This window comes from Halomonas organivorans (genome assembly GCF_014192055.1).
GTDB lineage: Bacteria > Pseudomonadota > Gammaproteobacteria > Pseudomonadales > Halomonadaceae > Halomonas > Halomonas organivorans.
In genome coordinates this window covers 63350-77662 of record NZ_JACHXM010000020.1, presented here as the reverse complement: position 1 = coordinate 77662, position 14313 = coordinate 63350, and the positions used below count along the sequence as shown (strand labels likewise).

The window sequence follows — 14313 nt, the reverse complement described above, 5'->3', positions numbered from 1 at the left end:
TGACCTACGCCATCGTCGGCGGCAACACCGGCGGCGCCTTCGCCATCGACGCGGCCACGGGCGTGTTGAGCGTGGCCGATGCCAGCGCCGTGGATCTCGATACCAACGCCACGTTCAGCCTCGATATCCAGGCCGATGACGGCACGAATGCCCCGACCACCAGCGTGACCGTCAACGTCACCAACGCCGCGCCGTCCACTCCGATCGACGCCGACGGCGCCACCGGGGGCTCGGTCGCCGAGAATGCCGCCAACGGCACCGCGGTCGGCATCACCGCCGCCGCCAGCGACCCGGGCGGCGGCAACGTCAGCTATGCCCTCACCGACGACGCCGGCGGGCGCTTCCAGATCGACGCCATCACCGGTGTCGTGAGCGTGGCCGACGGCACGCTGCTCGACTTCGAGAGTGCCACCTCGCACGCGATTACCGTTCAGGCCTCCGACGACGACGGCGGCGACTCGGCAACGACCTCCTTCACGATCGACGTCGGCGACGTCAACGAGGCGCCGACCATCACCAGCAACGGCGGCGGCGCCACGGCGGCATTGAACGTCACGGAGAACCAGACGGCGGTGACCACCGTCGCCGCCGACGACCCCGATGGCGATGCCCTCACCTACAGCCTCAGCGGCGGCGCCGACTCGGGCCTGTTCACTATCGATGCCAACACCGGCGAGCTGGCCTTCGCCAGCGCCCCGGACTTCGAGACCCCGGCCGACGACGACGGCGACGGCGTCTACGACGTCCAGGTCAGCGTCTCCGACGGCAGTGCCAGCGATACCCAGGACATCGCCGTCACCGTCAGCGACGTCAACGAGGCGCCGACCGCCGCCGACAATACCCTGACCACCGACGAGGACACCGACCGCGTCCTCGCCGCCGCCGACTTCGCCTTCAGCGACCAGGACGGTGATGCCCTCGCCGCGGTGCGCATCGACACCCTGCCGGCCGCCGGCCAGTTGATCCTGGATGGCACCGACGTGACGGCCGGCCAGACCATCGACGTCGCCGATATCGACGCCGGCCAGCTCATCTTCGCCCCCGCGCCCGACGCCAACGGGGCCGGCTACGCCAGCTTCACCTTCACGGTCTCCGACGGCACGCTGCTGTCCACCAGTCACACCATGACCCTGGACGTCACGGCCGTGAACGATGCCCCCACCATCACCAGCGCCGGCAGCGCTAACGTGGCGGAAAACCAGACGGCGGTGACCACCGTCGCCGCTGGCGATGTCGATGGCGATACCCTCACCTACAGCCTCAGCGGCGGCGCCGACTCGGGCCTGTTCACTATCGATGCCAACACCGGCGAGCTGGCCTTCGCCAGCGCCCCGGACTTCGAGGCCCCGGCCGACGATGACGGCGACGGCGTCTACGACGTGCAAGTCAGCGTCTCCGACGGCAGTGCCAGCGATACCCAGGACATCGCCGTCACCGTCAGCGACGTCAACGAGGCGCCGACCGCCGCCGACAATACCCTGACCACCGACGAGGACACCGACCGCGTCCTCGCCGCCGTCGACTTCGCCTTCAGCGACCAGGACGGTGATGCCCTCGCCGCGGTGCGCATCGACACCCTGCCGGCCGCCGGCCAGTTGACCCTGGATGGCACCGACGTGACGGCCGGCCAGACCATCGACGTCGCCGATATCGACGCCGGCCAGCTCATCTTCGCCCCCGCGCCCGACGCCAACGGGGCCGGCTACGCCAGCTTCACCTTCACGGTCTCCGACGGCACGCTGCTGTCCACCAGTCACACCATGACCCTGGACGTCACGGCCGTGAACGATGCCCCCACCATCACCAGCGCCGGCAGCGCTAACGTGGCGGAAAACCAGACGGCGGTGACCACCGTCGCCGCCGGCGATGTCGATGGCGATACCCTCACCTACAGCCTCAGCGGCGGCGCCGACGCGGGCCTGTTCACTATCGATGCCACCAGCGGCGAGCTGGCCTTCGCCAGCGCCCCGGACTTCGAGGCCCCGGCCGACGATGACGGCGACGGCGTCTATGACGTCCAGGTCAGCGTCTCCGACGGCAGTGCCAGCGATACCCAGGACATCGCCGTCACCGTCAGCGACGTCAACGAGGCGCCGACCGCCGCCGACAATACCCTGACCACCGATGAGGACACCGACCGCGTCCTCGCCGCCGCCGACTTCGCCTTCAGCGACCAGGACGGTGATGCCCTCGCCGCGGTGCGCATCGACACCCTGCCGGCCGCCGGCCAGTTGACCCTGGATGGCACCGACGTGACGGCCGGCCAGACCATCGACGTCGCCGATATCGACGCCGGCCAGCTCATCTTCGCCCCCGTGCCCGACGCCAACGGGGCCGGCTACGCCAGCTTCACCTTCACGGTCTCCGACGGCACGCTGCTGTCCACCAGTCACACCATGACCCTGGACGTCACGGCCGTGAACGATGCCCCCACCATCACCAGCGCCGGCAGCGCTAACGTGGCGGAAAACCAGACGGCGGTGACCACCGTCGCCGCCGGCGATGTCGATGGCGATACCCTCACCTACAGCCTCAGCGGCGGCGCCGACGCGGGCCTGTTCACTATCGATGCCAACACCGGCGAGCTGGCCTTCGCCAGCGCCCCGGACTTCGAGGCCCCGGCCGACGATGACGGCGACGGCGTCTATGACGTCCGGGTCAGCGTCTCCGACGGCAGTGCCAGCGATACCCAGGACATCGCCGTCACCGTCAGCGACGTCAACGAGGCGCCCGTCATCGAGACCAATACCGGCTTCTCGATACGCACCGGCCGCACGCTGACGCTGACCAATGCGCACCTGAACGAGGGTGATCCAGACGATGACGGAGCCGAGCTCACCTATACCCTCAACAACCTGCCAATCGGCGGCACCCTGTTTCTGGACGGTAGCGAACTGCAGCTCAACGACACCTTCACCCAGCAGGATATCGATGACGAGCTGGTGACGTTTCGGGCTGGCAGCACCGCCGGGCAGGTCGAGTTCGAGATCACGCTGGCCGACGGCGGCGAGGATGGCGTTGGTACCGTCAGCGACACCGTTACCGTCGATGTGACGACCACGCCACCCGACCCCGACCCCGACCCCGATCCTGATCCTGAGCCCGACTTGATCGACAGGATCAACGACGCACGACCGGATAACCTGTCGGATCAGGTCAGTCGCGCCAGCCAATGGCTGGAAACGCTGCCCGACGACATACCGTTGGATGTTCGCTCCCTGACACCGACGGCAGGCAGCGAGCCAGACGAACCGATAGCGATCGTGGGCAGTAGCGACGCCCTGGAAGCCTTCGTCATTGATGCGACATCGCTACCCAGTGGCTCGAGGTTGCGGCTCGAAAATATCGATTTCGCCAGTATCAAGGGTGATATCGAGGTGATAGGCGGTGCCGGGGACAATGTCATCGTCGTCGATAACAGTGCCCACCTCATGACATCGGGTGACGGCGATGACACCCTCTACGGAGGCGGGGGAGACGACCGGCTATTCGGAGAAGCCGACAACGATGAGCTATTCGGCGCTGCTGGAGACGACCTGCTGCACGGTGGCAGCGGTCGTGATACGGCCAGTTTCGAAGGCAACCGCGATGACTATCTCATTACCCAGAAGCACAGCGTCGTCACCCTGGCGCGCAAGGGGGCTACCGACGACACGGACACCCTGGTGAATGCCGAAGTCATGCGCTTTGCCGATGGCGAAGAGGCCATCGATTACAGCAATAGCCTGGAATGGATTACCGGCCTGTATGCTCAGGTGCTGGGGCGCCAGGCGGATCTCGACGGCATCCAATACTGGGCTCAACAACACGACGAGGGCATGGAGCGCGCCAAGATCGCCATGTACTTCCTGACCTCGGAGGAGGCCGGATATCGCATCTCACAGAGTGAGGAGACCCTGGACCTGCTTTACTCTGCCCTGCTGGGTCGTGATGCCGATACCGAGGGTCGGGCTTACTGGGCCGACAAGCTCGCCTCCGGCTCATCCGTGGAGGATATCGTAGGAGGCTTCATGGGCTCGGAAGAGATGCAAGGGCATGATCTCGAAGCCGTGCAATGGGACTTCATCGCCTAGGGCATAGCCAATACTGTCGGGCGCCCCTCAAGCCCCCATAGAGCGTCGGCCGGCTCGACGCCACCACGCTCTTCTGGGGGGCATGCCATTGGAGAAACCCGCCTGACCTTCCGGAGGCGGGAGACTTGCGCCTGACGTGACCAGCGGCCATCCTGCCGGCTTCGTTCCCCCGACCGGAGCCACCGTGTCCGAGACCACCCCTGCCACGCCCCCCCGTGCTCCCCGGCGCATCTGGGCCCTGGCCTGGCCGATCATCCTCTCCAACGTCACCGTGCCGCTGCTCGGCCTGGTCGATACCGCAGTGGTCGGCCACCTGCCAGACTCCCGTTACCTGGCCGCCGTGACGCTGGGCGCCACGCTGTTCGGCTTCCTCTACTGGGGATTCGGTTTCCTGCGCATGGGCACCACCGGGCTCACCTCCCAGGCGGCGGGCCGGGAGGACGATGAGGCAGTGAAGAACCTGCTGGGCCAGTCGCTGCTGCTGGCCGCACTGATCGGCGGGCTGCTGATCCTGGCCGGCGACCCGCTGATCGCGCTCGGCCTGCGTCTGCTCGACGGCAGCCCCGAGGCCACGTCTCTGGCCGCGGAATACGCAGGCATCCGCCTGCTCTCGGCGCCGGCGGTGCTGGCCAACTACGCCATCCTGGGCTGGTTCCTTGGCCAGCAGAACTCTCGGGTGACCCTGGCGCTGCTGGTGCTGACCAACGGCGTCAACATCGCCCTGGACCTGCTGTTCGTGGTCGGCATGGGACTGACCAGCGACGGCGTGGCCTTGGCCACCGTGATCGCCGACTACACGGCGCTGACCTACGGCCTGTGGCGGGTGCGCCACCAGTTGGCAACGCTGGGGGGTAGGGTCCGCCGTTCGCGGCTGCTGCGGCTGTCTGCCTACGGCGAGCTGTTCCGGGTCAACGCCCAGCTCTTCGTGCGTACCCTGGGATTGCTGTTCGCCATGGCCTTCTTTACCTCGCGGGGCGCCGCCCAGGGTGACACCGTACTGGCGGCCAATGCCGTGCTGCTGCAGTTCATCATGCTGACCTCCTACGGGCTGGACGGCTTCGCCCATGCCGCCGAGGCACTGACCGGCCGCGCGGTGGGGCGCAGCCGCTGGGACGAATTCGCCGCGACGGTGCAGGCCGCGGCTCGCCTCTCGCTGCTCACCGCCGGCCTCGCCGCCCTCGCCTTTGCGCTGGGCGGCGAGTGGCTGATCGCCCTGCTCACCGGACTGCCGGAGGTGCGCGATACCGCCGCCACCTACCTGCCATGGATGGTCGCCATGCCGCTGCTCGCGGTATGGAGCTACCTGCTGGACGGGGTCTTCATCGGCACCACCGCCACCCGAGAGATGCGCAACAGCATCTTCATCGCGCTGGCCGTCTATCTCCCCACCTGGTGGCTGACCCGTGGCCTCGGCAACCACGGCCTGTGGCTCGCCTTCAGCGTCTTCACCACGGTGCGCTCAGGGGTGCTGATCGCCTACTACCTCCACTATCGGCGCACCCGCTGGTCACACGATGCGTCCCTGAGTGCCAGAAATTAGACATTCGTCGCTTTTGACAACATTTAACCTTTACGTCAGCGTTAAGTGGCTGAAGAATCTCCCTGCCGGCGTCCGCCGGCCCCATCAGAGAAAAGGGACGTCATCATGCTGAAGGCACTCTCGCGCCCGGCCGTGAAAATGGTCGAGCGCTATCTTCCCGATCCATACATCTTCGTGCTGCTGTTGACGGTGATCGCCGCCGCCGCGGCCATCGCCGTGGAACGCCAGACGCCGCTGGACGTGCTGCGCTTCTGGGGCGACGGCTTCTGGAACCTGCTGACCTTCTCCATGCAGATGCTGCTGGTGCTGGTCACCGGCTTCATGCTGGCCAGCTCGCCACCGGTCAAGCGGCTGCTGCAGCGCCTGGCCGGCCTGGCGCGCAATCCCGGCGCCGCCATCGTGCTGGTTACCCTGGTATCGCTGGCCGCCAGCTGGATCAACTGGGGCTTCGGCCTGGTGGTGGGCGCCCTGTTCGCCAAGGAGCTCGCCAAGCAGATCCGCGTCGACTATCGGCTGCTGGTCGCCAGCGCCTACTCGGGCTTCATCGTCTGGCACGGCGGCCTGGCCGGCTCGGTGCCGCTGACCATCGCCACCGAGGGCCATTTCGCCGTCGAACAGATCGGCGTGATCGGCACCTCCGAGACCATCTTCTCGCTGTTCAACCTGGTGATCGTACTGGCGCTGTTCATCGCCGTGCCGCTGTTCAACCGCCTGATGCTGCCCGACGAACGCGATAGCGTGTTCATCGACCCGAGCCTGCTGGAGGACGACGACGACGCACGCGTGCGTATTACCCGCCCCGCGGAACGCCTCGAGAACAGCATGACCCTGGCCTGGCTGGTCGGCATCCCGGGGCTGCTGTTCCTGCTCGATCACTTCGTGCTGCAGGGCGGCGGGCTCAACCTCAACGTGGTCAACTTCCTGTTCCTTTTCCTGGCCATCGTGCTGCACCGCACCCCGCGCAGCCTGCTCGAGAGCCTGCAGGAGGCCATCAAGGGCGGCGCCGGCATCGTCATCCAGTTCCCCTTCTACGCCGGCATCATGGCGATCATGGTGCAGTCGGGGCTGGCCGAGACGCTGTCCCAGGCGCTGGTCTCGCTGGCCACCGAGACCACCCTGCCGTTCTGGACCTTCATCAGCGCCGGCATCGTCAACATCTTCGTGCCTTCCGGCGGCGGCCAGTGGGCGGTGCAGGCGCCGGTGATGCTGCCGGCCGCGGAGGCGCTGGGCGTCGACGTGCCGCGGGTCGCCATGGCCGTGGCCTGGGGCGATGCCTGGACCAACCTGCTGCAGCCGTTCTGGGCACTGCCGGTGCTCGGCATCGCCGGCCTCAAGGCCAAGGACATCATGGGCTTCTGCCTCGTCCAGCTGCTGCTGACGGGCATTATCATCGCCGTCGGCCTGACCTTCCTCTAAAAAACCCTGATTTACTGCTGCGCTCCATATCCTGGCCGCCGGCGGTGCCGGTGCGCCGGCCCGGTCGCTCTCCTCATGTAGCGGGCTACACTTCGGGAGCTGCGCTCCGGCGGCGGCCAGCCTCTCTTCGCTCGCGACGCAAATCAGCGCTTTTTTAAACGATGGTATCCAAGGACGCCTTGTCCCCATCGCGGGGGCAAGGCGTTATGCTGTGGGGACAATAGCGCAAAGGATTTCCCCCGATGGACGAACACGCCCTTCCCGGCCAGCACGAGCTGACCATGACCGTGCTGATGACCCCCGACATGGCCAATTTCAGCGGCAAGGTACATGGCGGCGCCATCCTCAAGAAGCTCGACGAGGTGGCCTATGCCTGCGCCAGCCGCTTCTCCGGGCATTACGTGGTGACCCTGTCGGTGGACCAGGTGCTGTTCAAGCAGCCGATCCACGTCGGCGAACTGGTGACTTTCCTGGCCAGCGTCAATCACGTGGGCCGATCCTCCATGGAGATCGGCATCAAGGTGGTGGCCGAGGACATTCAACACAAGCTGATTCGCCACACCAACAGCTGCTACCTGACCATGGTGGCGGTGGACGAGCAGGGCAAGCCGGCGCGAGTGCCGACGCTGGCGCTGGAGACCCACACCCAGAAATTACGCTTCGAGAACGCCGAGATGCGCAAGAAACTGCGCAAGCAGGCCGAATCGCAAGAACGCCACGCCCAGAGCGAGCGCGGCGCCGATTGACGCTTGCGTATCAGTAGGAAGAGGAGGAATCCTGGATCGCTTCACCGCCTTCCTCGATGTCCTGGCCCACGCCGCGCACGGTGTTGCAGCCGGCCAACAGAGACAGGGTGAACAGTGCGGCGATGGTGAGCAGTAGTGTCCGCTTCATGGGAGCTCCTTGCTGTTGAGAAACGAAGAAGTGGTGACTTATTCAATCTAGCAGGCCCGGCGCGTTGATCCACCCCCTCTCAGGTCAACAGAAGGCGCAGCATGATCGCCAGGATCACCGCGATGGTCAGCCACTTCACCCACAGCGCCCCCCGCGGGCTCATGTTGACCTTCACCGCCACCCAGGCGCCGGTCATGCTGCCGGCGGCCAGTGCCAGGCCATATCCCCAGCGCACCTGGCCCTCGAAGACGAACATGGCCAGCGCCGGCAGGGTATAGACGAGCACGATCAGCACCTTGAAGACGTTCACCTGGGCCAGGTCGATCTTCAGCATCCGGTACAGCACCACGATGAACAGGATGCCGACCCCGACCTGGATGAAGCCGCCGTAGACGCCGATGGCGAACATCGCCAGGTACACGACCGGGGTAAGACGCTCCGGCGTCAGCGGCCGGGTCTCCAGACGCGGCTGCGGCAACAGCATCAACAGCGCGGATAGCGCCATGACCGTGACCAGTACCGTCTCGAACAGGCCATCGCTCACCTCCAGGGCGAGGCGTGCACCGAGCAGGGCACCGATCATCGCCGGCACCGCCAGGCGCAGACTCAAGCCGAGGTGGTGGGCACCGGCCCGGAAGAAGTTGGCGACCGCCGACACGCTCTGCAGGGCGACCGACACCCGATTGGTGCCGTTGGCGGCCTGGGGCGGCAGCCCCAGGAAGATCAGCAGCGGCAGGGTGAGCATCGAGCCCCCCGCCGATAGCACGTTGATGAAGCCAGCCAGGCCGCCGATGGCGAACAGGGCCAGCACCTCGAGTGGCGTCATGAAGGCATCCTTTCCGATTCGTGAAACGGGCGCCGGGGCATCGCCCGGCGCCGCGCTGTGCCATGATAGCGCCATCACGCCCCCAGGACGCTAAAAGGAGCCCCCATGTCGGATTTCGAGCCGGACTCTCGCCTGGTCGAGGACAGCTACCCGGTCACCGAGCTGCCGCTGTGTCAGCTCAGGCTGATGAACGACACCCGCTATCCCTGGCTGGTGCTGATTCCGCGCCGACAGGACGTCGTCGAGGTATTCGACCTGGACGACGACGCCCAGCAGCGGCTATGGCAGGAGGCCGGCCTGGTCGGCCGCGCCCTCAAGGAGACCCTGGGCGGCGACAAGCTGAACATCGCCACCCTGGGCAACATGGTGCCCCAGCTGCACGTGCACGTGATCCTTCGCCGCCAGGGCGACGACGCCTGGCCGGGGCCGGTATGGGGCCAGGGCACCGCCGAGCCCTACGATCTGGACGCCCTGGCCGCGATGCGCGACCGCCTGCTGGCCATGGTCGAGGGCATCGACGCCCTTCAGCAGGACTGAAGGACTCAGGGGCCCATCAACAGTCGGCTGTTCAGCTCGGTGAGCAGCGGCTCGACCAGCCGCGGCGGCAGCGGCCTGCCGCCGCGCCAGGCGGTCATGGCCAGCCGGCTCTCGCCGTCGCTCGCCTCGACGTCCAGGCGCACGCGATATCCCGGCCAGCGCGCGATCACCGCCTCCAGTCGGCCCAGCTCGGGGTCGGCGTGACGAATCACATACCCCTGCTCCATCAGCAACGCCATCGCCTCCTCCAGCACCGTGGCCGGAGCCGTGTCCAGGGTGCGCGTCGCCGGCACGGCAGGCGATGGTGCCGCGACACACCCCGCGAGCCATAGCACCAGGCTCGCCAGCAGCAGTCCGCGTTTCATGCTCCCTCCCCCGGCTGGCGACGAATGGCATCGTGCAACTCGCGACAGAAGCTGGCATCGCTGGCCGTGCGCGACCGTCGCAGCTCCCCGCGCCAGTCGAACAGCTGGATATCGCGACTGACCCGGACCGTGTCGGCTCCGACCACCACCGAAACGCGCTGGATCTCGGTGGCTTCGTCATCGAGCACGCCGACGCCGAAGCCGCCGCCGATGAATACGCCGTGTCCGAAGCGGCTGCGCGAACCACCCAGCACGAAGATGTCCGGCTCTGGGGCGCCATGGAAGACGGTACGCTCGGAGCGCTCGGCGCTGACCAGTCCCAGCGCCGCCTCGGTGTGGCGAATCAGGAAGCCGTCGGCCTCGAGTGCCGCCACCACCCGGTTGAGGGTCACCGGCGGGACGTCGGACGAGCGCTCCCAGCGGCAGGCCTCGGCGGGCGCCGGCTCGCCCACCGGCAGCTGCGACGGCACTGCCTGGCAGCCGGCCAGCAGCGCAAGCAGGACGACTCCAGCGCCTCTCCACATGATCACACCTCCGTCGATTTAACTTGAGTCTAGTGTCCTGTATCAGCGGTTGACCATGGAATTCTGGCGGCTTCGCGGCGCGCAAGCTCCCCGACGAGCCTGCGAAACGAGGCACGGCCCCTTGAAGATCGTCGCCGACGTCCGCATGTCATGGGACAAGGCTATGATGGCGATGCAGTAAATTAGCTTATCCCGCATCCTCTGCTCGCATACACTGGCTGCACAGAGATCAAGGAGGCATTAGGCATGACCGACACCAACAGCATCGGCCTGCACGAAGGCAGCGCCAGCCAGCTCGCTGAGCGACTCAACGTCCTGCTGGCCAATTACCAGATCTTCTACATGAACGTGCGCGGCTATCACTGGAACGTGAAGGGCAACGACTTCTTCCAGCTGCACGAGAAATTCGAAGAGTTCTACACCGACCTGCTGCTCAAGGTCGATGAGGTCGCCGAGCGCATCCTGACCCTCGGCCATCAGCCGGTACACGCCTACAGCGACTACTTCCGTATCGCCAGCATCGACGAGGACAAGGGCGTGCATGATGGCCAGGCCTGCGTGCGCGGCGTGCTGCAGGGCTACCAGCAGCTGATCGAGCTGCAGCGTGAAATCCTGTCGCTGGCTTCCGATGCCGACGATGAGGGTACAGCCGCCCAGGTCGGCGACTACATTCGCGAGCAGGAAAAGACCGTCTGGATGCTCAACGCCTATCTGGGCTGAGCCCGCACCGGTCCCGACATGAAGACGCCGCCCCTCGGGGCGGCGTCTTCATGTCTCTCCTGCCTCGTCGTCCGGTCCCGCTCCCTCGGCGGCCCTCACCAGCTCGGCGGGCAGCGGTTTCTTCATGCGCACGCCCAGCCGCTCCAGCTCACGGGCCTGGGCCACCAGGCTGCCCTGCCCTTCGGAGAGCCGGTTGATGGCCCGGCGGTGGCTATCGCCGGCACGCTCCAGGTGGCGCCCCACCTCCTGCAGGCTCTCCACCAGGCCACCGAACTTGGTCAACAATCGCTCGGCGCGCTCGCCGATCAGTCGGGCGTTCTCGTTCTGACGCTCCAGGCTCCACAGTCCGGCCACGGTACGCAGGCTGGCCAGCAGCGTGGTCGGAGTGACCATCACCACCTGGCGGTCGAAGGCCTCCTGGAACAGCGTCGGGTCACGCTCGAAGGCCGCGGCGAAGGCCGGCTCCACCGGCACGAACAGGAACACGAAGTCCGGCGAGCGCAGTCCGGGCAGGCCGGGATAGTCCTTGGCGGCGAGCCCCTGCACGTGCCCGCGCAGCGAGCGCAGGTGCTCGCCCATGGCCGCCTCGCGTTCGGCCTCGTCCTCCGCGTTGACCACCCGATTCCAGGCCACCAGCGAGACCTTGGCATCGACGATCAGATGGCGCTCCTCGGGCAAGTAGATGACCGCATCGGGGCGCCGCCGGCCGGCTTCCCCCTCGATCGACACCTCGCGACGGTACTCGACGTCGCGGCGCAGGCCGCTGCGCTCCAGTACCGTTTCCAGGATCAGCTCGCCCCAGTTGCCCTGGGCCTTCTGGTCGCCCTTGAGCGCCCGGGCAAGCGACGCGGCTTCGTCGCCGAGTCGCGCATTGAGCCCGGCCAACTGGTCGAGCTGGGCCTTGAGCGAGCCGCGCTCGCGCTGCTCATGCCCGTGCAGTGCCTCCACCCGCTGGCGGAACTGCTCGACCTGCTCGCGAAACGGCTGGAGCAACGCCTCCAGGCTCTCGCGACTCTGGGCGCTGTAAGCCTGCTGCCGCTCCTCGAAGACGCGCCCGGCGAGCTGGTGGAATTCGTCCTTGAGCCGCTCGCGAGCCTCCTCCAGCAGCGCCAGCTGCTCGCGATGGCGAATCGCCGTCTGCTCGCGCTCCGCCTCCAGCCGAGCCGAGCGCTCGCGCTGCTCGGCCAGCCGATCGCGGGCCTCGCCGAGGGCCGCCTCGAGGCCTTCCAGCCGCTCGCGGCAGCCGTCGAGCTGGGCATCGCTCTGGGTGAGCTCCTGCTCGAGGCGCGCGGTCGCCGCACGTCGCTCGGCCAGCTCGCGGCGCACCTCGGCGAGCCGACGACGCTGGACGAGTGCCCAGCCGCAGGCCAGCAGGGCCACTGCCGCGAGCCCCGCTACCCAGGCGCCGCCCATTTCCGTCACTGCGTCGAGCATGCTCCTCTCCCTGGTGATGACGCCGGCTCCCCGCGACGCGGGCCTCGGGGCCACTATACTGAAACGCAGACACTCACAGGCCAATGTCGCGTCATCGAGGAGGCGACCATGCACCGCTGGCTGACGGCCACCTGCCTGACGTTGCTGCTCCTGGCGCCCGCCCTGGCCGGCGCGGGGGACCATCGCCACGGTCCCGTGCTGTTCGGCACCACCGCCGACCATCAGCACGGCCCCGTTCACCATGGCAACGGCCCGGACTATCGGCAGGCCCCAGGCCTATACCGGACCCACCCCGACGCTGACTCGCGCTATCTGGTACCGCGCGCGTCCCGGTTCGGATCGTCGGTGATCATCGTCGAGCCACGGGTCTACCTCGACCACCACGGGCGCCGGGGCTTACCCCGTTCGGACCGCTGGCGGAAGCGGCACCACGAGCGCTTCCGGCGGGAAGCCCCAGCGTGGTTCGACAGGCATCGCTGGGCGCCGCGAGATCCGCAATCGGCGCGCTGACCGTGTTCAACTCGCGGGGCAAGCCAGGTCCTCGATCAGCGCCGCGAGCAGCCCCCAGAACTCCTCCACCGAAGCCAGCTCGACCCGCTCGTCCGGCGAGTGGGCGCCGCGAATCAGCGGTCCGAAGGACACCATCGCCATGTCCGGATACTTGGCACCGAGGATGCCGCACTCCAGGCCGGCGTGGATCACCTTGACCTCGGGGTCGACGCCCAGCCGCGCCTCGTGAAGGGTGCGGAAGCGGGCCAGCAGCGCACTGTCCGGGTCCGGCGCCCAGCCCGGGTAGGCCCCCTCGACCCGAACGCGGGCACCGATCAGCTCGAACAGCGCACGGAAGCGGTCGGCGAGATCCTCGACGGCGCTGTCGCGCAGCGAGCGCACCAGGGCACAGAGATGGAAGCGACCGGCCTCCAGCGACACCACGCCCAGGTTGTTGGAGGTTTCCACCACCCCAGGCACCGCGACGCTCATGCGCTCGACGCCGCAGGGCGCGGCGTGCAGGGCGGCCACCAGCAGCCGGCTGGCATCGCGGGTCAGGGCTTCGCCCTCGGAGGCCGGCACCCGCTCGAGAGCCAGTGCCAGCCCGTCGTCAACGCCGGCCAGCTCGGCGCGCAGCGTCGCTGCCAGCTCCGGCAGCCGCGCGCGGGCGGCCTCGAAGGCCTCGGCGGGCAGCGCCAGGGTAGCGAAGGCCTCCCGCGGCAGGGCGTTGCGCAGGGTGCCGCCGCGGTAGTCGATCAGGCGCGCGTCGACGTCCTCCAGGGCGCGCAGCACGCGCACCAGCAGGCGATTGGCGTTGCCGCGTCCCTTGTCGATGTCGATGCCGGAATGGCCACCGCGAAGGCCGGTCAACGAGAGCCGCACCGCCACCTCGTCGTCCTCGAGCCGCGAGGTGGGCAACTGGGCGTCGACCACCACGTCGGCCCCGCCGGCGCAGCCGATATAGACCTGGCCGCGATCCTCGGAGTCGAGATTGAGCAGCACGCGGCCGTCGAGCCAGCCCTCGGCCAGGTTCAGCGCTCCCCCCATGGAGGATTCCTCCTCGAGGGTGAACAGCGCCTCCAGGGGGCCGTGGGACAGGGTATCGTCCTCGAGCACCGCCAGCGCCGCCGCCACGCCCAGGCCGTTGTCGGCACCCAGGGTGGTATGGCGGGCATGCAGCCAACCGTCGTCGACGTAGGTGTCGATGGGATCGCGGGTGAAGTCGTGCGGATGCTCGGCGTTGGCCTGGGCCACCATGTCCAGATGGCCCTGCAGGACGATGCCCGGTGCGGTTTCCAGGCCCGGCGTCGCCGGCTTGCGCAGGCGCAGGTTACCGTAGGCGTCACGGTCGTGAGCCAGGCCGCGCGCGTCGGCCCAGCCCTCGAGAACGGCCACCAGGGCGGCCTCGTGGCCGGAGGGGCGCGGCGTGTTGCACAGGGTCCGGAAGTGCCGCCACAGCGGCTGCGGCGAAAGCCGCTCGAGATGTGCGTTCATG

The 14313-nt window shown here is 67.7% G+C and carries 13 protein-coding genes; 7 read left to right on the top strand and 6 right to left on the bottom strand.

All coding sequences use genetic code 11. The annotated features are described in order from the left end of the window. The 4 genes from FHR96_RS16265 to FHR96_RS16250 all read left to right on the top strand — a co-directional run. The coding region (locus FHR96_RS16265) for a cadherin domain-containing protein (protein WP_183388779.1) at positions 1–4073 on the top strand (4073 nt) is incomplete at its 5' end. Between the two features lie 184 nt (positions 4074–4257). After that, positions 4258–5613 (top strand): MATE family efflux transporter, encoded by a 1356-nt coding sequence (locus FHR96_RS16260; RefSeq protein WP_183388778.1) that lies wholly within the window; start codon positions 4258–4260, stop codon positions 5611–5613. Positions 5614–5718: 105 nt separating this feature from the next. Then, the gene (locus FHR96_RS16255) at positions 5719–7029 is read left to right on the top strand and encodes a short-chain fatty acid transporter (protein WP_183388777.1); all 1311 of its coding nucleotides are present in this window, start codon (positions 5719–5721) and stop codon (positions 7027–7029) included. Between the two features lie 242 nt (positions 7030–7271). Further along, on the top strand, positions 7272–7775 hold the full coding sequence (locus FHR96_RS16250; RefSeq protein ID WP_183388776.1) for an acyl-CoA thioesterase: 504 nt from the start codon (positions 7272–7274) through the stop codon (positions 7773–7775). Positions 7776–7785: 10 nt separating this feature from the next. On the opposite strand, the gene FHR96_RS16245 is transcribed toward FHR96_RS16250, so the two are convergent. Together FHR96_RS16245 and FHR96_RS16240 are read right to left on the bottom strand one after the other, a co-directional pair. Then, positions 7786–7923 (bottom strand): entericidin A/B family lipoprotein, encoded by a 138-nt coding sequence (locus tag FHR96_RS16245; RefSeq protein WP_183388775.1) that lies wholly within the window; start codon positions 7921–7923, stop codon positions 7786–7788. A 79-nt stretch (positions 7924–8002) separates the two neighbouring features. Then, a complete protein-coding gene (locus FHR96_RS16240) occupies positions 8003–8749 on the bottom strand; it encodes a sulfite exporter TauE/SafE family protein (RefSeq protein ID WP_183388774.1) in 747 nt (248 codons plus the stop codon). A 105-nt stretch (positions 8750–8854) separates the two neighbouring features. Here FHR96_RS16240 and FHR96_RS16235 point away from each other — a divergent pair, with 105 nt between their 5' ends. Continuing rightward, on the top strand, positions 8855–9286 hold the full coding sequence (locus FHR96_RS16235) for an HIT family protein (protein ID WP_183388773.1): 432 nt from the start codon (positions 8855–8857) through the stop codon (positions 9284–9286). A gap of 5 nt (positions 9287–9291) precedes the next feature. Here the strand turns inward: FHR96_RS16235 and FHR96_RS16230 are convergent, their stop codons facing one another. Continuing rightward, entirely contained in the window at positions 9292–9651 is a 360-nt protein-coding gene (locus FHR96_RS16230; RefSeq protein ID WP_183388772.1) for a hypothetical protein, read from the bottom strand. Then, a complete protein-coding gene (locus FHR96_RS16225) occupies positions 9648–10175 on the bottom strand; it encodes a hypothetical protein (RefSeq protein ID WP_183388771.1) in 528 nt (175 codons plus the stop codon). Before FHR96_RS16225 ends, FHR96_RS16230 begins: the two co-directional genes overlap by 4 nt. A gap of 246 nt (positions 10176–10421) precedes the next feature. On the opposite strand from FHR96_RS16225, the gene FHR96_RS16220 reads away from it, so the two are divergent. Then, positions 10422–10895: a Dps family protein gene (locus FHR96_RS16220; protein WP_183388770.1), complete on the top strand. Its 474-nt coding sequence runs from the start codon at positions 10422–10424 to the stop codon at positions 10893–10895. A gap of 48 nt (positions 10896–10943) precedes the next feature. Here the strand turns inward: FHR96_RS16220 and FHR96_RS16215 are convergent, their stop codons facing one another. Then, complete coding sequence (locus tag FHR96_RS16215; protein ID WP_183388769.1) at positions 10944–12329, bottom strand: DNA recombination protein RmuC; 1386 nt, start codon at positions 12327–12329, stop codon at positions 10944–10946. 108 nt (positions 12330–12437) lie between these two features. On the opposite strand from FHR96_RS16215, the gene FHR96_RS16210 reads away from it, so the two are divergent. Further along, positions 12438–12839, top strand: coding sequence for a hypothetical protein (locus FHR96_RS16210; RefSeq protein ID WP_183388768.1), 402 nt, complete (start codon positions 12438–12440; stop codon positions 12837–12839). Positions 12840–12845: 6 nt separating this feature from the next. On the opposite strand, the gene FHR96_RS16205 is transcribed toward FHR96_RS16210, so the two are convergent. Further along, complete coding sequence (locus tag FHR96_RS16205; protein ID WP_183388767.1) at positions 12846–14312, bottom strand: aminoacyl-histidine dipeptidase; 1467 nt, start codon at positions 14310–14312, stop codon at positions 12846–12848. Position 14313: the final 1 nt, after the last annotated feature.